The organism is Streptomyces sp. NPDC048338 (assembly GCF_043201055.1).
In the GTDB taxonomy this organism is placed as follows: domain Bacteria; phylum Actinomycetota; class Actinomycetes; order Streptomycetales; family Streptomycetaceae; genus Streptomyces.
This window is the reverse complement of sequence record NZ_JBICYQ010000007.1, coordinates 149,358-169,893: the sequence shown is the minus strand read 5'-3', so window position 1 is coordinate 169,893 and position 20,536 is coordinate 149,358. Positions and strand designations below refer to the sequence as shown.

General features: G+C 71.8%; 21 protein-coding genes. 10 read left to right on the top strand and 11 right to left on the bottom strand.

All coding sequences use genetic code 11. The features are described from left to right. Positions 1-39 precede the first annotated feature (39 nt). Positions 40-903, bottom strand: coding sequence for a PP2C family protein-serine/threonine phosphatase (locus tag ACGFZF_RS18215; RefSeq protein WP_393555211.1), 864 nt, complete (start codon positions 901-903; stop codon positions 40-42). A 338-nt stretch (positions 904-1,241) separates the two neighbouring features. Here ACGFZF_RS18215 and ACGFZF_RS18210 point away from each other — a divergent pair, with 338 nt between their 5' ends. From ACGFZF_RS18210 to ACGFZF_RS18170, 9 genes are all read left to right on the top strand, one after another. Further along, complete coding sequence (locus ACGFZF_RS18210; RefSeq protein WP_393555209.1) at positions 1,242-2,084, top strand: SDR family NAD(P)-dependent oxidoreductase; 843 nt, start codon at positions 1,242-1,244, stop codon at positions 2,082-2,084. Between the two features lie 245 nt (positions 2,085-2,329). Beyond that, a complete protein-coding gene (locus tag ACGFZF_RS18205) occupies positions 2,330-3,874 on the top strand; it encodes an AMP-binding protein (RefSeq protein WP_393555207.1) in 1,545 nt (514 codons plus the stop codon). A gap of 1 nt (position 3,875) precedes the next feature. Next, the gene (locus tag ACGFZF_RS18200) at positions 3,876-4,136 is read left to right on the top strand and encodes an acyl carrier protein (protein WP_356777129.1); all 261 of its coding nucleotides are present in this window, start codon (positions 3,876-3,878) and stop codon (positions 4,134-4,136) included. Between the two features lie 2 nt (positions 4,137-4,138). Then, positions 4,139-5,209 carry a hypothetical protein gene (locus ACGFZF_RS18195; protein WP_393555205.1) on the top strand — a complete coding sequence of 357 codons (1,071 nt, stop codon included), beginning with the start codon at positions 4,139-4,141 and terminating at the stop codon, positions 5,207-5,209. Then, a complete protein-coding gene (gene trpA / locus ACGFZF_RS18190; protein WP_393555203.1) occupies positions 5,202-6,017 on the top strand; it encodes a tryptophan synthase subunit alpha in 816 nt (271 codons plus the stop codon). Before ACGFZF_RS18195 ends, trpA begins: the two co-directional genes overlap by 8 nt. 50 nt (positions 6,018-6,067) lie before the next feature. Beyond that, entirely contained in the window at positions 6,068-6,442 is a 375-nt protein-coding gene (locus ACGFZF_RS18185) for an ectoine synthase (protein WP_393555201.1), read from the top strand. Between the two features lie 33 nt (positions 6,443-6,475). Then, on the top strand, positions 6,476-7,615 hold the full coding sequence (locus ACGFZF_RS18180) for an acyl-CoA dehydrogenase family protein (RefSeq protein WP_393555200.1): 1,140 nt from the start codon (positions 6,476-6,478) through the stop codon (positions 7,613-7,615). Then, the gene (locus tag ACGFZF_RS18175; RefSeq protein ID WP_393555197.1) at positions 7,615-8,298 is read left to right on the top strand and encodes an N-(5'-phosphoribosyl)anthranilate isomerase; all 684 of its coding nucleotides are present in this window, start codon (positions 7,615-7,617) and stop codon (positions 8,296-8,298) included. Before ACGFZF_RS18180 ends, ACGFZF_RS18175 begins: the two co-directional genes overlap by 1 nt. Continuing rightward, positions 8,282-9,031 carry an indole-3-glycerol-phosphate synthase gene (locus ACGFZF_RS18170; protein WP_393555196.1) on the top strand — a complete coding sequence of 250 codons (750 nt, stop codon included), beginning with the start codon at positions 8,282-8,284 and terminating at the stop codon, positions 9,029-9,031. Before ACGFZF_RS18175 ends, ACGFZF_RS18170 begins: the two co-directional genes overlap by 17 nt. Positions 9,032-9,095: 64 nt before the next feature. Here the strand turns inward: ACGFZF_RS18170 and ACGFZF_RS18165 are convergent, their stop codons facing one another. From ACGFZF_RS18165 to ACGFZF_RS18120, 10 genes are all read right to left on the bottom strand, one after another. Beyond that, on the bottom strand, positions 9,096-9,827 hold the full coding sequence (locus tag ACGFZF_RS18165) for a hypothetical protein (protein ID WP_393555194.1): 732 nt from the start codon (positions 9,825-9,827) through the stop codon (positions 9,096-9,098). A gap of 419 nt (positions 9,828-10,246) precedes the next feature. Next, positions 10,247-10,762: an RICIN domain-containing protein gene (locus tag ACGFZF_RS18160; RefSeq protein ID WP_393555192.1), complete on the bottom strand. Its 516-nt coding sequence runs from the start codon at positions 10,760-10,762 to the stop codon at positions 10,247-10,249. A 206-nt stretch (positions 10,763-10,968) separates the two neighbouring features. Continuing rightward, a complete protein-coding gene (locus ACGFZF_RS18155; RefSeq protein WP_393555190.1) occupies positions 10,969-11,328 on the bottom strand; it encodes a hypothetical protein in 360 nt (119 codons plus the stop codon). Positions 11,329-11,641: 313 nt separating this feature from the next. After that, complete coding sequence (locus ACGFZF_RS18150; RefSeq protein WP_393555188.1) at positions 11,642-12,253, bottom strand: TetR/AcrR family transcriptional regulator; 612 nt, start codon at positions 12,251-12,253, stop codon at positions 11,642-11,644. A gap of 156 nt (positions 12,254-12,409) precedes the next feature. Next, entirely contained in the window at positions 12,410-13,600 is a 1,191-nt protein-coding gene (locus tag ACGFZF_RS18145) for an acyl-CoA dehydrogenase family protein (RefSeq protein ID WP_393555186.1), read from the bottom strand. A gap of 37 nt (positions 13,601-13,637) precedes the next feature. Next, entirely contained in the window at positions 13,638-14,813 is a 1,176-nt protein-coding gene (locus tag ACGFZF_RS18140) for an acyl-CoA dehydrogenase family protein (RefSeq protein ID WP_393555184.1), read from the bottom strand. A 33-nt stretch (positions 14,814-14,846) separates the two neighbouring features. Then, positions 14,847-16,940 (bottom strand): acetate--CoA ligase family protein, encoded by a 2,094-nt coding sequence (locus ACGFZF_RS18135; protein WP_393555182.1) that lies wholly within the window; start codon positions 16,938-16,940, stop codon positions 14,847-14,849. Between the two features lies 1 nt (position 16,941). Continuing rightward, on the bottom strand, positions 16,942-17,133 hold the full coding sequence (locus ACGFZF_RS18130; protein ID WP_393555180.1) for a ferredoxin: 192 nt from the start codon (positions 17,131-17,133) through the stop codon (positions 16,942-16,944). Then, entirely contained in the window at positions 17,130-18,548 is a 1,419-nt protein-coding gene (locus tag ACGFZF_RS18125) for an NADH-ubiquinone oxidoreductase-F iron-sulfur binding region domain-containing protein (protein ID WP_393555178.1), read from the bottom strand. Before ACGFZF_RS18125 ends, ACGFZF_RS18130 begins: the two co-directional genes overlap by 4 nt. Continuing rightward, positions 18,545-18,976: a hypothetical protein gene (locus ACGFZF_RS18120; protein WP_393555176.1), complete on the bottom strand. Its 432-nt coding sequence runs from the start codon at positions 18,974-18,976 to the stop codon at positions 18,545-18,547. The genes ACGFZF_RS18125 and ACGFZF_RS18120 overlap by 4 nt, the downstream gene beginning before the upstream one ends. A 331-nt stretch (positions 18,977-19,307) precedes the next feature. On the opposite strand from ACGFZF_RS18120, the gene ACGFZF_RS18115 reads away from it, so the two are divergent. Then, the gene (locus ACGFZF_RS18115) at positions 19,308-20,525 is read left to right on the top strand and encodes an aromatic ring-hydroxylating dioxygenase subunit alpha (RefSeq protein ID WP_393555174.1); all 1,218 of its coding nucleotides are present in this window, start codon (positions 19,308-19,310) and stop codon (positions 20,523-20,525) included. Positions 20,526-20,536: the final 11 nt, after the last annotated feature.

Genomic DNA, 20,536 nt, shown 5'->3' with positions numbered 1-20,536 from the left:
CGGCGCTCCGCGCCGTGGTCCATCTCGCGGGAACGCCGTTCAGCCCCACAGCAGCAGGAGGCAGCAGACACCGGCGACCAGCACCAGCGCCCCTCCGAGCAGGAGGCTCCGCCTTCCGCGCCGGGAGGCGTCCTGCGTCTCTTGCCCGGCCGAAGTGGGGAACCCCTCCGCATCGGTCATGTGCTCGTCCACCACGTCGGCCACGATCACCGTCACGTTGTCCGAACCGCCGGCACGCAATGCGAGCTCCACCAGGCCGCCGGCCACCGACTCACGCTCCGGCTCTCGCAGCAGTCGCGCGATCTCCTCGTACGGCACCAGGTCGGTCAGGCCGTCGGAGCAGAGCAGCAGTCGGTCGCCGGGCGCGGCGGGCAGCAGGGTCACGGCAGGCGCGAGCTGAGTACTGCCCACCACGGCGCACGTCACGACGGACCGGTGCGGATGGACGGCAGCCTCGGCCTCGCTGATGCGTCCCTTGTCCATGAGCGTCTGGATCAGGCTGTCGTCACGCGTGAGCGGAGACAGCTCGCCCCCACGCAGGAGGTACGTGCGCGAGTCGCCGACGTTCGTCACGGCGAACCGCGCGTCCGGCGTGAGCAGGACGGAGGTGACCGTCGTGCCCATGCCTTCGAGTTCCGGCCGCTCGGCGATCCTGCGTGCGATGTCCTCGTTGCCCGCGGCGATCCCCGACAGGACGGCGTGGGAGGGATCGTCGCCCAGGCCGATCGGAGCGATGTTCGCCATGCGCGCGACCAGCGCGGCACTGGCGACCTCACCCCCGGCGTGGCCGCCCATGCCGTCCGCGACGACGAGCAGATGCGAGGCGGCGAACACGGAGTCCTCGTTGGACTCCCTGACCAGTCCCTTGTCGCTTCTGACGGCGAACCGGAGGGTGAGGGGCATGGGCGCTTCTCCAGGATGAGTACGGGCCGCCGCGGCGATGGGCCGCGGCCGGCACGGGCAGGCGGTGTCCGCTGAGGGCTGACCGTCGGCCGATCTTGCCCGAATCGCGGCAGGTTCACGAGCCAACCCCCTTACTGTCCCCGCGTTCAGTGAAGCCTTGCCCCGGGTCCGCGGTGCGTGCGAATGTCTGCCCCGCACATCACGCCCAAAAGCCCGAAGGCCGGATCCCGGAGTCTGGAATCCCGATCGCCGGAATTCCCGCTGCGACCAGAGCGAGAGGCCCGGTGCGTCCCCGCGCCGGAGCCGGGCGATGAGTTCAAGCGGAATCGAGGAAAACGTTGCGGATCTCCGTCATCACCGGAGCGAGCTCGGGAATCGGTGCAGCGGCTGCACTTCAGCTGACACGGAGCGGAGAACGGGTTCTCATCACCGGCCGTTCCCGGGAGAAACTCCGTTCCGTCCATGGTGCGTTGCTGGCGGCCGCACCGGACGGCACGACCGTCCCCGAGCCGATCGCCGCCGACCTGTCCAGTCTGGCGGGCGTACGGGACCTGGCCAAGCAGATCCTCGACCGCTTCCCGCGTGTCGACGTGCTGGTCAACAACGCGGCCGTCCAGCCCAGCAGGCGACACGTGTCCGCCGACGGATTCGAACTCGGCCTCGCCGTCAATCACTTGGCTCCGTTCCTGTTGACCAACCAGCTCGCCGCGAGCATCCAGGCCGCTTCCGGGCGGGTCATCACCACAGCGTCCTCCTCGCACGTCAAGGGCTCGCTCGACCTCGCCGACCCGCAACTCACCCGAGGATGGAGCGGAGTGCAGAGCTACGGGCGCTCCAAGCTGGCCAACATCCTGTTCACGGCCGAGCTGCAGCGACGCACCCCCCTGCCTGCCTCGTGCTTCCACCCGGGCGCGATCCGAACCGACATCAACCGCGACTCGCCGTTCGTGCGCTTCGTCAAGCCGTTCGAGCGCTTCGTCCTGAAGCCGCCGGAGCAGGGGGCCGACACGCTTGCCTGGTTGGCCACAAGCGCTGAGGGCGGGGCTCCCTCCGCCGTCTACTACGCGGACCGTGCGCCGGCCGACAGCAGCCCCGCGGCCCGGGACGCAGAACTCGCCGCCCATCTCTGGGATCTCTCCATGGACCTCACCGGCGCCGATCCGTGGCCACGGATTGCCTGACGCCCTTTCGTCCACGAGGCCCGCGATCACGACCCGTCGGCTTGAACTCCGTTGACGGCGATGGCGGATGTCCTGATCATCTCTGTCGGGCCCGTCGAATCGCGTACAGCCGACGGCCCGATACCGAATCCCTGAAGGAAATCGGAACGTCCTCCGAAGCCCGTTCGCTGTGAAGAAGACCCCGCCGGCGGATGCGGCCCCTTTCGGGCAGACAAGCCAGCGTACGACCCCGTTCAGGAGAGGCGATGCCCGCATCAATCCCGCCGGACTCGATAGCCGACCGGATCATCCGGCACGCGAGCCGGCGCCCGGAAGCCCCGGCCATGATGTGGCACGACCGGACGACGACGTACGGAGAGCTGGCCGACCTCGCCCGGACCGTGCGAGCCCGTATCGAGGCGAGCACACCGGCACAGGCCCCGGTCGCGATGACGTCCAAGAAATCTCCCGAGGCAGTAGCCCTGGTCCTGGGGTGCCTGCTGGCCCGCCGTCCCGTGCTCCTGCCGTCCGCCGAGCTCGCCGAGCGCCCTCTGGCCGCGCTCCTGGCCGTCACCGGAGCCGCACGCCTGCCTGATCCGAAGCTGCTCACCGCTGCGGGCGACTGCACCCCGGAGCCGACGAGCGACCCGGGCGCCGCGACTGCCCGCGTCCCGGACGACACGGCATTCCTGCTCACCACGTCCGGGTCGACCGGGAACCCCAAGACCGTTCCGATCAGCCACGGCGCCGCTTCCCGCTTCGCACACTGGGCCGCGGCCCGCTTCGCCCTCGACCGGCACACCACCGTCCTCAACCACGCCCCCCTCAACTTCGACCTGTGCCTGCTGGACGTGTGGACCACGCTCAGCCACGGCGGCCGAGTCGTCCTCGTGGACCAGGACCGCGCCACCCAGCCGGCCCATCTGATCGGCCTCCTCCGACGCACTCCTGTGCACCTCATCCAAGGGGTGCCCCTGCTCTTCCAGCTCGTCACCGCCGGCGCCACCGAGGACGACGTCGCCGCGCTGAGCTCGGTCCGCCATGTCGTCACCACCGGCGACGCCCTGCCCGAGAGGGCCTTCGCCCCGCTGCCCCGGCTGTTCCCCCGGGCACGCTTCCACAACGTGTACGGCTGCACGGAGACCAACGACAGCTTCGTCCACGACATCGACCCCGCCGATCCCATGCCGCTCGGCTCCCTGCCCATCGGCCGCCCCGTCGAGGGGGCCGACGCGTGCCTCGTCGACGACGACGGCACCGTCCTGCACGGCCCGGGAGTCGGCGAACTCCTGGTCCGAACGCCCTTTCAGGCCTCCGGATACGCGGAACCGGCCAAGGACGCCGGCGTCTTCGTCGCCGCCCCTCCGGGATACGACCCCGCCGGACGGTGGTACCGCACCGGTGACCTCGCGCGTCGCCATCCCGGCGGCACCCTGACCCTGGAAGGGCGGCGCGACCATCAGGTCAAGGTACGCGGCGTCCGGGTCAACACCAGCGAGATCGAGGCCCTGCTGCGCGACCACCCCGACGTCGAGGACGCCGTGGTACTGGCCCTGCCCGACCCGTTGGCCGGGACCCGGCTGCACGCTGTCGTCCACCGACGGACCGGAGCTTCCCTCAGCCCGCTGTCCTTGAGAGGACACCTGGCGGCGCTCCTGCCACGCGTGGCCATCCCCGCGGCCTTGAGCCTCACCGACACCCCGCTGCCCCGCACCTCCACCGGCAAGCCCGACCGGACCGCCCTGCGGCAGCAGCTGACACACGACCGCCCGATGCCGGGCCGGCCCCGGCACACCGACGATGGAGCCTGACATGGACCGCCGCGCAGAAATCAAGCAGTTCGTCATCGACGAGTTCGCCGTGGGCATCTCCGCCGACGAACTGCCCGACGACTACGACCTGCTGGCCAACGGTGTCATCGACAGCCTCGGCCTGCTCACGCTGGTCAGCTGGCTGGAGAACCGCTACGCACTCGGCATCGACGCCATGGACGTCTCACCTCTCAACTTCCGCACCGTGGAAGCGATCGCCACGTACCTGGGCTCCGCCACACCGACAGCCGGAGCCCAGTAGCCTTGCTCCGCCTCCTCGACGACCTCATTCTCCGCGACCGGCCCGTCGCCGCGGAGACATGGCACGCGTTCTGGGACCGCCTCGACGGCGGTCGCCTCGACAAGGCCTATGCCCTCGCCGTCCTCACCTCACTGTCCACCCTGCCCCCGGACGCCCCCACCAGCCTCGGCCTCCTCGACTCGTTGGCCGCGCGCCGCCGTGCCCACCGCACCACCGTCACTCCGGCCACCTGGCAAGGAACCGTCAACGCGGTGGGCACCGGCGGCGGACCCGCCACGTTCAACCTCACCACCGCCGCCACCCTCGTCGCCGCGGCGGCCGGCACCCCCATGGTGAAGACCGGGTCCCGCGGCTACACCAGCCGGCACGGATCCCTCGACATGCTGCGCCTGCTCGGCATCCCGCTCTGCGGCAGCTACCCGGAGTGCGAAGACTTCCTCAGTCGCTACGGCGTCGCCTTCGCGGGAGGCTTCGTCTACCCGACGGAACTCGCCCGCCTCGCCCGGCTCACCATTCCGCACGACATCCGCCGCACCGGACGCGCGTTCAACACCCTCGGTCCCTTCCTCGCCGATCTGCCCGTCGCCACACAGATCACGGGCGTCTCGGACCGGCGGGACCTGCCTCGCCTCACGACGCTGGCCCTGCGCCCCGGCGCCCCGGACACCTGGCTCGTCCACAACGACCTGGGCGTCGACGAACTCGTCAGCTTCGCTCCGAACACCATCGACACCGGCGACGGCACCCCCCGGCAGGTGGGCGGGCAGGCGTCGCCCACCCTTCCGTCCACCCCCGGCACCCTCGCCGATCTCGCGCCCGCACCCGACCACGCCCCAGACCCCGTACCACACCTCCTTGACCTTCTCGGTGGCCACGGCCCCCCTCCTGCCGTCGAAAGCATCTGCCTCAGCGCAGCCGCAGCAGGCGTCGCCGCGGGCACCGCCCCCGACTGGGAAACCGCCTACCGCGCCACGACCGAGGCCGTCCGCAGCGGCGCCGCACGCGCACTCGTCCAGCGGCTACGCAGCCACCCCGGCCACACCGCCTTCGGAGCATCCCGTATCCATGCCTGACCCCCGGAACGGCCGCACCTTCTTCCCCGGCCGCACCCCCGACGACCCGGGACTCGCCCTCTTCCTCAACGCGGGCGACCCCGGACCCGACCAGACCCGTGAACTGCTGCTCGCCCTGGACGACTCGGGCGTCGACTGCGCCGAACTCGCCGTTCCCTTCCCGGACTCGCCCACCGATGGCCCCACCATCCGCCGCTCCGCCCAGCGGGCCCTGACCAACGGCATCGACCTCGACCGCACCCTTGGACTGATCGCCGGCGTGCGGCCCTCCCTCAGGCACACCAAGATCGCCCTGCTCGCCGACTGGCGACACAGCATCCGGGGACCCGGCATGGAGGAGTTCCTGAGACGTGCCCGTGGCGCCGGAGCCGACGCCGTCCTGCCCCATGGTCTGCCACCCCTGCTCAAGTCTCGCTTCCTGGAGACCGCGCACCGCCTGTGCCTGCCTGTCGTCACCACCTGCTACGCGACGTCCGACGAAGCAGTCGTCCAGCAGTCCGCACGCCAGGCGACGGCCTACCTGTACCTCGTCGCCCGCTACGGGCGCTCCGGCAGCGACGCACCGCTGGACCACACCGCCCTGCGACGTGCCCTGGACACCGCCCGCCTCCACACGGACGCACCCCTCGCCGCCGGATTCGGCGTCCGCACGGCGGCCGACGTCCGTGGCGTCGGCGAACTGGGCGCGCACGCCGCAGTCATCGGCACCGCACTCGTCGAAAGCGTCGAACGCGCCCTTGTCGAGGACCGCGACGTCACCGAAGCAGCGCTCCGGTACCTCAGCGGCCTCCTGCGCCGGCCGTCCTGACCACAGCCACTCCCATCCGTTCACACCCACCCGACCGAAGGAGCACCGACATGATCGTGCGCAGGCTTGCCGAAGTGAAGACCGTGGACTGGGGCAACGGCGTCAGCCGCCGCTTCCTCGTGCAGGACGACGGCCTCGGATACTCCGTCACCGACACGGTCGTCAGAGCCGGCACCAAGTCCTTCCTCGAGTACACCCGTCACCTCGAATCCTGTTACTGCATCTCCGGCAGCGGCGAAGTCGTCGACACCGCAGGAAACAGTCACCGCATCGAGCCGGGCACCCTCTACGCACTGAACGAGCACGACGCCCACTGGCTTGTCGCCGATCCCGACGAGGATCTGCGCCTGGTCTGCGTGTTCAGCCCCGCCCTCCAGGGCGACGAGCGCCACTCCCTGGACGCCGCGGGCTCGTCGCACTACTGATCCACCCCACCGCACACCCTGCAGGAGAGCCCCGTGATCGAATGGTCAGCAGACCAACGCGAACTGCGCGACACCCTCACCCCCTGGTTCGGCAGACTCGGGGACGGTCACGCCGACTACGACCGTGCCGCCCGATTCCCCACAGGACCCTGGGGCGCGGTCCGCGACAGCGGCCTCCTGCGGCTGCCCTTCGAGGCCGAGTGGGGAGGGCTCGACCAGAGCCTCCTCACCACGATGTACGTCCTCGAAGCCCTGGGGCACGGCTGCGCGAACGGAGGCCTCAACTTCTCCGTGACCACGCACATGGTCAGCACCGGAGTCCCCGTACAGAAGTTCGGCTCGGAGGAGCTCAAGAAGGCGTACCTTCCCGCCGTCGTCGACGGCAGCTCCATCGGCGCCCATGCCATCACCGAGCCCGACGGAGGCTCCGACGCCCTGTCCATGCGCACCACGGCGGTCCGTGACGGGGACCACTACGTGCTGAACGGCGCCAAGACGTTCGTCAGCAACGGACCCGTCGCGGACCTGGTCGTGGTGTACGCGCGCACCGACCCCACCGCGGGACCTCTCGGGACCAGCGCCCTTCTCGTGGAACGCGGCACGCCCGGCCTCACCTTCGGTCAACCCATCTCGACCATGGGGCTCAAGGCCTCGCCCATCGGCGAGATCTTCCTCGAGGACTGCCGCGTGCCTGCCCGGAACCTCATCGGCGCGCCGGGCACCGGATTCATGGTCCTCGACCACGTCATGAAGTGGGAGATCCTCTGCTCGTTCATCGTGACCACGGGTGAGATGCAGCGCCGCCTCGAACGCTGTGTCGACTATGCCAAGACCCGCCAGGCCTTCGGCCGTCCCATCGGTTCCCACCAGTCCATCGCCAACCGCATCGTCGAGATGCGCGTCGGCGTCGATTCGGCCCGGAAGTGGCTCTACGACACCGCCTGGAAACTCACCCGGGGACAGAACGTCGCCGTAGACCTTGCCGCCGCGAAGCTCGTGGCCAGCCAGGCTGCCCTCAGCTCCGCTCTCCACGCCGTGCAGATATTCGGCGGAAACGGCTACGCCACGGAGTACGGCCTCGAAGCGGAGTTGCGCAACGCGGTCGCCGGCACCATCTATTCGGGCACCACCGAGATCCAGCAGTCCCGCATCGCCTCACTCCTCGGCCTGTGATGCTGCTCAAAGTCTGCGGCGTCACCACCCAGCAGGACATCGCCGTCCTGGCGCGCACCCCCACCCAGTGGGCCGGGCTCTGGTACGGCGTCGCCCAGGGGCACGCCGACCTGGATCGGTCCCAGCTCGTCAGCCTGGCTGCCGCCGCCCGGACCTCGGGGCTGTCGCCCGTCATCGTCACGCTGCTCTCCGACCCCCACGGGCTTTCGGAGGTCGTGAACGAGTCAGGTGCCGCGCACGTCCAACTCCACGGCTTCCTGCCGCCCCGCCAACTCGCCCTCGTGCGGGAAGCGCTCCCGCACGCCACGCTCGTCAAAGTCCTCCACGTCGCGCCCGGCCGCGTACTTGAGCACACCTGGATCCCCGCCTACCAGGACTGCGGCACCGACGTCTTTCTCTTCGACTCCTTCGGTGCCGACGGGAGGGTCGGCAGTACGGGAACACCCCTCGACGGCGCCGCCGTCACGGCGGCCCTCGACCGCCTCGACCGCCCCTTCCTGCTCGCCGGCGGGCTCTCCACCCCCTCTGAGGGGGAATACCGGCACCTGCTGGGCCACCCCGGCTTCCTGGGCATCGACATCGACACGGCCGCCAGACACGACGACGGCCGCTTCGACACCGTTCGCATCGCACGCACCGCATCGACATGGCGAGAGGAGCATGAGCGTGTCCGCGTCACCTGAACACAGCCGGTTCATCTCCGCCGTCCTGGAGGCCCGGCTGCCTGTCGTGGCGGAGATCAAGCGCCGCACCGCCGACGGCACCGACCTGCTGCTTTCTCGTACCCCCCGCGAGATGGCCGACACCTACACCGCACTGGGCGCACCCGCTCTCTCCGTGGTCACCGGCGCCTGGTTCGGCGGCACCCCCGGCCTCCTCGACGAGACCGCGGCCGCCACCGATCTGCCCATCCTGGTGAAGGACTTCTTCACCACTCCCGCCCAGATAGACCGGGCCGCGACCGCCGGTGCGGCGGCCGTCCTGCTCACGGCGGCCGTCCTGCCACGAACGGTTCTGCCGTCCCTCATCGACCGATGCCTCGCACGCGGGCTGACCCCCTTCGTCGAGGTCACCAGCGAACAGGAGACGGCTCGCGTCATCCATCCCGAGCACTGCGCGATAGCCGTGAACAACAAGGACATCCGCAGCCGCGAACGCGGCACAGCCGATCACAGCCGCAGTCTGCGCCTCCTGCCCAGCCTCCTCGCGACCGGCACCCCGCTGCCGATGAGCGCGTCCGGTATCGACTCGCCGGCACTGGCCCGCAGCCTCATCGGCTCCGGCTACCGAGGCTTGCTTGTCGGCACCGCCCTCCTCGGCGCCGACGACCTGACCGGCTGGACGCGGCTGCGCCCCGGCCGCCCGAACGAACAAGGAGGAAACGCGACGGCAGGCCCCGTACGTGGACGGAGGTGACGGGGCCTCGCCTTCGGGCAGTCCGCACGGCTCACGTCGAGGACAATTCCCGCAGATCCTTCCTTCACGCCCCGGCCGCGGCCCCCTCGGCTTCCGCCACCTCCGCGGCGGCAGCGGTCGAGGCCGCGGGCCAGGTGTAGAGGACCACGCCCTGGCGATTGTCCTTCTCCAGGGCGCCCTGCGCGACCAGCTTCGTCAGCGCGTTGCGCACGACCTGCTCGGACGTCACCCGATGGGGGTGCGCCGCTTCCAGCTCGCCGCGGATCTCGCTGACCTTCTTCGGCTCACCGGGCTGCCGGGAGAGCAGCCCCTTGAGGAGTTCGCCGAGCGTGGGGCCTTGCGGTGCAACGGTCTTCTCGGCCGCCTTGGCAGGTTCCGCCGTCTTCGCCTCAGTGGCCTTCCTCGCGGGCGCGGTCCTCTTGGCCGGTGTGGTCCGGGCCGGCGTCTTCCTGACGGTGCGCTTCGGCGCAGGGGTCTTCCGCGTCGCGCTCTGCTTCGCAGGAGCCGCACCCCTTCCGGTCTTCTCCGTCCGCGGCTGCGGAACGGCCGCCTCGTCCCGCCCCCCGGCAGCCGGAACGGCGCTGCTCGCGGGTCCGTCGGCAGCCACGGGAACCGCCTCGGCGACCTCGAAGGCCGGCATGGACTCACGTGTGGTGACCAGCCACTTCTCCTCCTCCCGCAGCTGGTTCAGGCGTGCGGTGAGGTGCGCCTGCTCGGCATGGTTGGCTGCCAGGTCGGCGGCCAGCTGCTCGGCGTACTTGGTGTGGATCGGTGAGTTGACGGGCTCGACGGTCACGGTGCCACGCTCCTTGTGGGGTGTGTACTGCCGCCGGATGCTACTCGCCGCACCTGTGCGGATGTTGCCTTGTCAGGGTTGCACCACCCGCACGAGCACCGTCCCGCTGCCGCACCCGGGTCACCAGGACGACCAGCAGCAAGCACGCACGGACGTCGCTCCCAAGCGCTTCGCACGCATCGCCCGCGTTCGTACCGTGCTCGCGACCGACGTCGGCCAGTGGTCGGACATCGTCGCGACGGAGGGTGAACCGGGTCCGGGCCGTGCGGCCTCCGTGTGTGCGCCGGCGGGAGTGGGCAGCTGCCACCGCAACAGGGCGGGCCCCCTGGGCCCGCCCTGTGCCAACTCACCCGCGCACGACGCCCCGCACCTGCCGGATGCGGGCGCTGATCTCGGGGACTTTCAGCCTGACCCTGCCACTACGCGTAGTTGAAGACCCACTGCTGCTCGGTGGGGTAGTCGCTCGCGCAGCGCCACAGGGTGAGGTAGGTGCCGTTGGCGTGGCTGCCGCCCTTGTTCGTCAGGCAGCGGTAGTCCGGACCCGAGTAGGCGGTCCAGGTCCAGCCCTGGTCGTAGTCGAACAGCTGCGGGTGGTTGTCGCCGGTGGTGGCGCAGGTCCACAGCGTCAGGACCGCACCGTCGGTCTTGTAGCCGTTGCCGTACGGGGTGAGGCACTTGCCGCTCGCCCTGTTCACGATCTGGTAGCCCGAGCCGCCCACCCGGATCTCCCAGTGCTGGAGCGGGGAACCGGTGCAGTCCCACAGGGTGATGATCGTTCCGTTGGAGGTGCCGTTGCCCTTCGGCGTGGCGCACTTCCCTGAAGCCTTGTTCTTCAGCTCGTACCACGTCAGGGCGCTCGCGTCAGGAGCGGTCGAGACGTTCATGGCGAACACGGCCAGGAGAGCCGTGAATACGGCGACTATCGACTTACGCATGATCAACTTTCTCGGATGGAGCGCGCCGGCGGCGCTCCCTGTGACTCGAGCGACGAACCTCGGCTCGCGCTCTGTTTCCATCGGTACGACTGCGACGTGTTGCCGGAGATTTCCTGGCTCCGGCTCCCCGCCTCCTCGGCGCATTGCCCACCGGGCGGACCCGTCCAGGCCGGCAGAGAGGGCGTCACGGAAGGGAGGGGGCGTGGTCAGGAGGAGACGGTCGTCCAGTCGCCGCTCTGCGAGGTGGGCACCCACGCGTTCGTCTCTCCGTAATACGTGGCGAAGGAGCAGGAGTTGTTCTTGTAGAAGGTGACGGTGACCTCCCCCTTCCACCACCAGCCGCCGATCCAGGTGTCCTTGCTCGGGGTGGCGAAGCATCCCGATGCCACGTCGCCGTTCTGGTTGTAGCCCTCGATGCGGATGGAGTAGACGAGGCCGCTGGTGTCGTGGAAGCGGATCTGCTGGCCGTTCGAAGCGGCGGACGACTGGCCCGCGGACCCCAGCACTCCGGCGAAGGCCAGGGCGACGGCCCCGCCGGCGGTGGCAGCCTTCTTGATCAGACTCATCTTTTCTCCATGAGAGGGACTCGGCCCCTTCCTCGCGGGGACGCGAGGAGGCATGGAGGCACGGCTGTCACGGCCCGCCGCACTCGATGGTGCGCCGGTCACCAGGCTGGGGCGCCGCCCCAGTGGATCCGTTCACGCTCCGGTGTCTCCAGAGGTGAACTTAGGCCCGAGCGCCGTGCGGTGGTGTTCGTGGCGTGCAGGGATTCTGTGCTCTGCGTACCGTACGGGGACCAGGGAGAACACACGACGTTCGGGCCGGGGGATGCGTGGGCTCCGCGAAACGCCGGTCTGTCCGGCGCCCGCGACGCCCGGTTCAGACCTCCGGGAACTCCGGGGGGATCCCGAGGACGGGGGCGATCGTCCCCCAGATCGTCGACCGGGCCGTCGCCAGATCGACCCTGGGGTCGTCCAGCATCACGCGAATGCCGAGCCCGTCGCAGAGTGCCAGGACCAAGGTGCCGAGCGCGGTGACGTCGCACTCCTCGAACTCCCCCGACGCGATGCCGCGTTCGACCGCCCCGGCGACCCAGGCGTGCAGCTGGTCGTACAGGTCGACGGCGAGATGACGCGCCGCCGGGTCGCGCTGCGCGCGTACCCACAGTTCCTGCCAGAGCTTCCAGTCCTGACGGAGCTCCTCGTCCGTCGGCAGCATGCTGCGCAGGATGCGGGCGAGCAGGACGGCGGCCGGGACGGAGTCGGCGTCCGACGCGGTGTCGGCTCCGGTCTCGGCGAAGGAGTGCGTCATCGCCTCGGCGAAGAGCTTCTCGCGGGTGTCGAAGTGGTAGTGCAGCAAGGCCTTCGAGACGCCGGCGTGTTCGGCGACCTTTCGCATGCTGATGTTCTCGAAGCCGATCTCGGCGATCACTTCGCACGCGGCCCTCAGGATCCGCTCCCGCGTCTCGAGGGCGCGCTCCGCCTTGGTCACTTGGCTACTCCCGGTCTCGGCGCCCGCGGCACGGGCGGGTGGGCCCGGCTGCCGGACCCACCTGGGCATCATCCTCGCGCATTCCGCCCCCGGACATCCTCCGTGCGGGGGCGGCGGGCCGGGCAACACGGGGAACCCCGACCCGCTCCGTACCGCTCACCGGCTCCCCGCGCCCCCGATCGCCGCCGGCATCTGCAGGACGCCCGTACCGCGCTTGACGAGTTCGCCCGCGATGATGAGCCGTTGGATCTCGGAGGTTCCTTCCCAGATGCGGTCGACGCGCAGCTCGCGGTAGAGCCGCTCGACGGGGTACGAGCGGTCGTAGCCGCGCCCGCCGAAGATCTGCAGGCAGCGGTCGACGACCCGGCCGGACGCCTCGCTCGCCGCGAGCTTGGCGATCGCCGCCTTGGCGTGCAGGGTCTTCCGGTCGACGAGGCCCTCGTCGACCTCCCAGGCGACCTGGTGCGTGTAGGCGCGGTTGACGGCGATGTCGACGGCGCAGTCGGCGAGCATGCCCTGGATCAGCTGGAAGTCGGCGATGGGGGAGCCGAACTGGCGCCGCTCGACCGCCCAGTCACGGGCGAGTTCCAGCGCCCGTTCGGCGGCCCCGATGGTGCGGGCGGCGATCATCAGACGCTCCTCGGTGAACCAGGAGCGGGTGATGTCGTACCCGCCGCCGACCTCGCCCAGGACCGCGTCGTCGCCCACGTGCACATCGGTGAAGGTGAACTCCGGGTGCTCGTAGACGAAGGTGTGCATCCAGCGGGGCACGCGGGTCATCTCCACGCCCGGCGTGTCCTTGTCCACGAGGAACAGGGTCGGTGCCCGTTCCTCGCCGGCCGCCGCGAGCACGATCATGAAGTCGGCGTGGTCTCCGACGGTGACGAACCACTTCTCGCCGTTCAGCACCCAGCCGCCGCCGGTCCGGGTCGCCGTGGTCCTGACGCTCTGCGGGTCGGAACCGGCCTCCGGCTCGCTCACCGCGTAGCAGTCGCGGCGCCGCCCGTGGATCACGGGGACGAGGTACCGCGCGCGCTGCTCGGGTGTGCAGAAGGACAGGGCGTTCGCCGGCCGCCACACCATGTCCCACAGCGCGCCGGTGAGCCGCCCGAGCTCCGCTTGGACAGTGACCTGCTCCAGGACGGTGAGGCCCGCGCCGCCCCACTCCACCGGCATGTTGACGGCCTGCAGGCCGCTGTCGAGAACGGCGTCCCGGATCTCGGTGTGGGCCTGCGGGGGCAGGCCGTTGTTCTCCTCGCAGTCGAGTTCGTACTTCATGATGAAGTCGGTCAGCGCGCGCGCCGCGCCCCTGAGCTCTTCCTGGCGGGCGCTGAGACGGAAGTCCATGCCGGTGACTCCTCCTGATCGGGGTGGGGAAGGGGCTTCAGACGGTGGTGGGCAGGGCGAGCGCCCGGGTACCTCGTTTGATCAGCTCGTTGGCGATGATCAGGCGCTGGATCTCGGAGGTGCCCTCCCAGATGCGGTCGACGCGCAGTTCGCGGTACATGCGCTCGACAGGGTACGAGCGGTCGTAGCCGCGCCCGCCGAAGATCTGCACGCACCGGTCGATCACCCGGCCGGCGGCCTCGCTCGCGGCGAGCTTCGCCGTCGAGGCCTTGGCATGCAGGGTCTTGCGGTCGGTTTCCGGCCGGTCGGCCTCCCAGGCGACCTGGTGGGTGTAGGCGCGGTTGACGGCGATGTCGACGGCGCAGTCGGCGAGCATGCCCTGGATCAGCTGGAAGTCGGCGATGGGGGAGCCGAACTGGCGGCGTCCGACCGCCCAGTCACGGGCGAGCTCCAGAGCGCGCTCGGCGGCGCCGACGGTGCGGGCGGCGATCATCAGCCGTTCGTCGGTGAACCACTCCTTGGTCAGTTCGTAGCCGTTGCCGACACCGCCGAGCACGTCCTCGTCGGGGACGTGGACGTCGGTGAACGTGAACTCGGGGTGCCCGTTCACCGCGGAGTGCATGAACCGCGGCACACGCGTCATCTCCACCCCGGGCGCCTCCTTGTCCACGAAGAACAGGGTCGGGGCCCGCTCCGGCCCCGCGTCGGCCTGCACCAGCAGGAAGTCGGCGACGTCCCCGCAGGTGACGAACCACTTCTCGCCGTTCAGCAGCCAGCCGCCCTCCGTGCGGGTCGCGGTGCTCGAACCCGAGCCGGGGTCCGAACCGGCGCCGGGCTCGGTCACCGCGAACGCGTCGAACCGCTCTCCCCGGATCACCGGCAGGAGGTACTTCTCGCGCTGGGCCTCCGTGCCGTACGCGAGGACGTTCGCGGGGCGCCAGGGGATGTCCCAGAGGCAGTTGGTGACCTTGCCGAACTCCTCCTCGACGATGACCTGGTCCAGCAGGGACAGGCCGGCACCGCCCCACTCGGCAGGCATGTTGATGGCGTAGACGCCGGCGTCGACGGCCGCCCGGGTCAGCTCCCGGACGGTCTCCGCCGGCAGCGGGCCGCCCGCCTCCTCGGACTGGTCCTCGTACCTCGTCAGCAGCTGTGCGTATGCGGCGGCGCGGGCCTTCAGCCCGGCCTGCTCGGGGGTGTAGCGGAAGTCCATCGGGTCTCCTCCGGATGGTGGGGGCGGGGCGGGTCAGTGCAGGACGGCACGGGCGTCCAGGGCCAGGGCTCCGTCCGGACGGACCAGCAGGGGGTTGACCTCCAGCTCGGCGATCTCCGGATGCGCGGCGGCCACGGCGGTGATGCGCTCGATCACGGCTGCCGCGGCGGCGACGTCGACGGCCGGCCGGCCGCGTACGCCCCCGAGGAGCGCCGCGGTCCGCAGGCCGCGCAGCAGGTCCTCCGCCCGGCCGGCCGGTACGGGCGCGAGCGAGAAGGCGACGTCGCGCAGGGTCTCGGTGAGGACTCCGCCGAGACCGACCATGGCCACCGGCCCGAACCGCGGGTCGCGGTTCACGCCCACGATGAGCTCGATGCCGCCGGTCAGGTCGGCCATCGCCTCGACCGAGTAGGCGGGCGCGCCGAGCCGGGCGTGCATGACGCGGTACGCGGCGAGCAGGGCGTCCCGGTCGGTCAGGCCCAGCGCCACGCCGCCGGCGTCGGACTTGTGCAGGAGGTGCAGCGCTTTCAGCACGTACGGGCCGTCGAACTCCTCGGCCGCGGTGAGCAGTCCGGCCTCGTCGACGATCTCGCGCGCGTGCGGGAACGGTACCCCGGCGGCGGCGAGGAGCGCCCGCACCCCGTGGTATCCCGGATTCCGCAGCGGGTCGGCGGCGGGTGGCAGCTCGGGCACCCCGCGCTGCCCGTCGCCGACTCGGCCGGTCATCGCCGCGAGCGCGCGGGCGGCGTCCTCGGTGGCGGCGAACACCGGCACGCCGGCCTCGGCCAGCACCCGGCAGCTCGGCGACCGCGGATACATCGACTGCACGACCAGCGGCTTCGACACCGAGGCCAGATGCCCGACGATCTCCTTCGCGGCCCGCGTCTCGCCCTCCGCGAGCACGGAACCGCCGTCGGCCGGGCCGCCGCCGAGCCCGCCCCCGGAGGCGGCGTAGCCACCGAAGTACCCCGTCATGAGGACGGCGTCGACCTCGTCGGCCGCGAGCAGCTCCGCGACCGTGTCGGCGTACGAGAGAGGGCGCTGTTCGCCCATGCCGGCGAGGTCGACCGGGTTGCCGACCGCGGACTGCTCCCACAAGGCGGACCTCAGCCGGTCCTGCGCCGGCCCGGAGAGCTCGGGCACGGCGAGCCCGGCGTCCTCGGCCGCGTCGGCGGCGACGGCACCGTGGCCGCCGCCGTCGGTCAGGACCGCCGTCCGCCGTCCCTGTCCCCGCGGTCCCTTCGCCCGCGGTCCCGGCCCGGCGCCCAGGGCGGCCAGCACGACCGTCATCTCCCGCGGTGTGCGCACCGGTTCCACGCCCGCGTCGCGGCAGACGGCGGCCACCACGTCGGCCGAGGAGGTGAGCGCCCCGGTGTGCGACCGGGCGCTGCGGGCGGAGGCGCTGCCCCGGCCCGCGGTGAGCAGGACCACGGGCTTTCCCGCTGCGGCGGCGGCCCGCGCGAAGGCCCGGCCGTCACCGAAGTCCTCGGCGTACACGGCGATGGCCGAGGTGGCCTCGTGCCGGGCGCAGTCCTCGACGAGGTCGACGAGAGTGACGTCGGCCTGGTTGCCGAGCGAGACGAAGCGGGAGAAGCCCAGGCCGTGCGGAGCGCCGCGGAGCTGGAGTTCGAGGGCCAGGTTGCCGCTCTGGCTGAGCAGGGCCACGCCGCCGGGCGCGAACCGGTCCGAAGCGAGGTACAGCTCGGTGGTGTTGTCGGCGATGCCCAGGCAGTTGGGCCCGACCAGAACGGCCCCGGCGGCCCGGACGCGTTCGGCGACCGCCCGCTGCCGGGCCAGTCCCGCGGCACCGGCCTCCGCGAAGCCGGCGGTGATGGCGACGATCGCCTTCGCGCCGCACGCCAGCGCGTCGTCCACGGCGGCCTCGAACCCGGCGCCGGGAACGGAGATCACCACCAGCTCGACGGGTTCCCCGATCTCGGCGAGGGAGGTGGCGGCCTTCCGGCCGAGTACGGTGCCGCCGCGCCGGTTCACCAGGTGCACGGGCCGCCGGCCGGGGGCCCGCAGCGCCTGGGAGGCCACCGCGTGGCCGTACTTGGCGGGATCGTCGCTGGCGCCGACCACGGCGACGGAGGCGGGGTCGAAGAGTGCGGTCAGATCGCGTCCCATGTCAGCGCTCCACCCGGAGCGCGGCGGTGGGACAGTTGTCGGCGCAGGCACGCGCGGACTCCTCGGCGGCGGGCGGCACGTCGAGGACGAGGACCTTCGCGTATCCCCAGTCGTCGATTTCGATCAGTTCCGGGGCGTGGTCCTGGCACAGCCCGTATCCCTGGCAGCGGGTGGAGTCCAGCAGGAGTCTCACGGCGTCGTTCCTTTCAGTGCGGGCAGCGGGGAAGCCGGCGGCGGGGTGGAGGCGGCCGGGGTGTGGGCGGCCGGGGTGTGGGCCGGTGGCGGGGTACGAGGGGCGGAAGCCGGTGGCGGGGTACGGCGGGCAGGCGCGTCCGCGACCCGCGGCACGGCCACCGCGAGCCGCTGCGGCTCGCCTCCACGAGCGCAGGCGGGGCACGGGGTGGCGAGGTGGGTGCGGACGACCGCGGGAAAGGAGCGCAGGAGGCTCCCCGCGTTCGACGCGGCGGCGTCGAGCAGGCCACAGGCGCCGCGTCCGGGCAGGCCGGTCGCCCATCGCTCCAGGCACGCCACGGTGTCCGGGCCGGCGGAGCCCGCGGCGAGGGCGGTCAGGGCGCCGCTGACGGCCGCCGTACCCGCGACGCAGACCCCGCACTGCCGGGAGCTCTCGGCCGCGAGGTGGGCGACGGCGTCGACGGCCACGGCCACCGGGCAGGCTCCGCCGGTGAGGAAGTGGACGGCTCCGCAGCCCGGCGCCGAGCCCGCCCCGGCCGGCGCGTCCGGATCGAGGGGGAGGCGCAGGGCGTCCGCGTCGACGAGTCCGCCGAACAGTCCGCCCGTGAGGGCCCCGGCCGCGTCGGGTATGCCGTTGGCCGCCGCGAGCGCACGCAGAGGAGTGCCGTACGGGACCTCGGTGAGCACGGGCGCCCCGGGCCCGCCGGAGAGCGTCACCAGGGTGGTGCGGGCGATGCGCCTGCGCAGGTCGGGCCGGGCGGCGGTGAGGGCGATGCGGGCGAGGGTCTCGACGTTGGCGACCAGGGTCGGCGCGCCGCCCACCCCTCGTTCGAAGGGACGGGGCGGCTTGGCGACGGGGAGGGCGGGGCCGCCGTCGATCCGGCGGACCACCGCGCTCTCCTCGCCGGCCACGTAGGTGTGGGCGGTCTCGATCACCTCGACGGGAAGGCGTTGCTCGTGTGCGGCGAGGGCCCCGCGGACGCGGGCGGCGGCCTCCGGGTCCGAGAGGTAGACGTAGCCACGGGCGGCCCCGGTGACCGCGGCGGCCAGCGCGAGGCCGTCCAGGACCAGGTGGGGGCGGGCCCGCAGCAGCCAGCGGTCCTTGACCGAACCCGGTTCGCCCTCCTCGCCGTTGGCCACCACGACCGGGGCGCCGCGCCGGTCCCCGGCGCCGTGGTCCCGGGGAGCCCGGTCGTGTACGGCGCGGTCGCGTACGGCCTTGAGTTTGACGGCGGTCGGAAAGCCGGCCCCGCCGCGGCCGCGCAGTCCGGACGCGGTGAGGTGGCGCAGCAGCTCCTCCGGGCCGGTCGTGCCGGCGTAGCCGCCGGCGGACCGGTAGGACTCGAGGCTCTCCGCCAGGTCCGGCGTCGTGCCGAGCACGCCGGCCGGGGACGGTGGCGTCCGGATCACGGTCATCGGGGGTCTCCTGTGCGGGTGGGTGTGCGCAGGGTCCGTACCGCTTCCTCGAGTGCGGTGCGGTCCCCGGCGGTGCGGCCGTACCCCGCGCCCGGGAGGCCGATGAGCATGCGGTGGTGGTCGAGGACCACCTCGGCGGCGAGCAGGGCGGCCGCGCGGTCGCCGGGGCGGGTTCCGGTGGCCACGGCGGTCACCAGATCGGTGACCTCGGCGAGGTAGCGGAGCCAGCTGTGCCGGCTGCCGCGCAGGACCAGACGTTCCACCCGGCGCCGTTCGTCGGCCTCCAGAGGGTTCGGCGTGGCCGGTCGGCCCGACCATGGCGTGGGCGGGCGGGCGAGCGAGGCGCGCAGGGCGGCGACCGCCGTGGGCAGTTCCCGCTCCGGCTCGGGGGTGAGACCGAGCCAGTCCAGACGCCGGTGACCGCTCATGAGTGCCTCCGCGGGTGGGGTGCCGCCACCGCCGGGCGGGCGGTGGGGGAGGAGGGCGAGGGGTGGGCGGGCTGTTTCCCGGCCCAGGGCCAGCGCGATCGCGCTAGGACGCGAGCGTGGCGACAGGCATCACGCATGCTGACCGAGCGGTCAGTGACTTCACGCTAGCTGACCGATCGGTCAGCGTACAAGTCTTGACCCGGCGGAAATCAGCCAGCAATCTGGCTGTCCAACCGGTCAGCATGCTGGCGGCGTCCGCCCCGGCCTGCTGCCCCCACCCGGCACGCCTCGACATCCGATCGCCGCAACCACGGCATGGAGGAGTCACCCGATGCAGCCCAGAGCGCCGGAAACACCACAAGCCGAGCCCGGCCGGGAGACTCCCGGCGCGGCTCCGGGACGGGACGGCTCCGGCCCCCCCATCCCCCGCCGGGACGACCCCGGGCCCGCGCTGGCGGCCCGCTACTACACCGATCCCGACGCGTCCGCCGCGGAGATGCGGCACGTGTTCGCCAAGGCGTGGCAGCTCGTCTGCCACGAGTCCGACCTGCCGGACCCGGGGGCCCGGATCGCCGCCACGGTCGCGGACCGTGAGGTCCTGGTGGTCCGCACCGAGGCCGGCGGCCTGGCGGCCCACCTCAACGTCTGCCGCCACCGGGGAACGCGACTCGTCACCGCCCCGGAGCCGGGGGGCAAGGCGATCCGCTGCCCTTACCACGGCTGGACCTACCGCCTCGACGGGAGCCTCGTCGGCGCCCCCGAGGCCCGCCAGATCCCCTGCCTCGACAAGCCCCGGCTCGGCCTGTTCCCGGCCCGCGTCGAGTCGTTCCTGGGGTTCGTGTTCGTCAACCTCGACATGGACGCCGTACCGCTGGCGAAGCAGTGCGCGGGCCTGGCGGAGGAGGTCGGCCACTACGCGGGTCCCGACCTGGTGCCCGTCGGCCGCAGCCGGATCCACGACCTGGCCGGCGCCGAGGTCCAGGAGGCCAACTGGAAGGTGGCGGTCGACAACTACCTGGAGGGCTACCACGTCCCGGTCGCCCACCCCGGGCTGATGCGGCTGCTCGACTACCAGAACTACACCTGCCGGACCGAGGAGTCGTACGCGCTCTTCGCCTCGCCGCTGCGCGACAAGCCCTCCTCGAACTGGGCCGAGCGCCTCTACCAGCGCCTTGCCGCCCCCATGCCCGGCCTCGGCGAGGCCGACCGCAGGGTCTGGCGGTACGCGGTGATCTACCCCAACACCCTCATCGACCTCTACCCCGACCACGTGCTGGCCTGGACAGCGATCCCGACGGCGGTGGACCGGGTGGCCGTACCCGGCGCGTTCTACACCCGCCGCGGTACGAGCCTGCGCACCCGCCTGGCCCGGCGCCTCAACATCCACATCGGCTGGATCACCAACGACGAGGACGCCGAACTGGTCGCGCGCGTCCAGAAGGGGCTCTCCACCCCCGGTTTCGAGCCCGGGCCCCTGTCGCACCGCGAGTCGGCGGTCGGCTGGTTCGCCGCCCGCATCCGGGCCGACCTCGACGCCGCGGAGCGGTGAGCCGGGCCTGC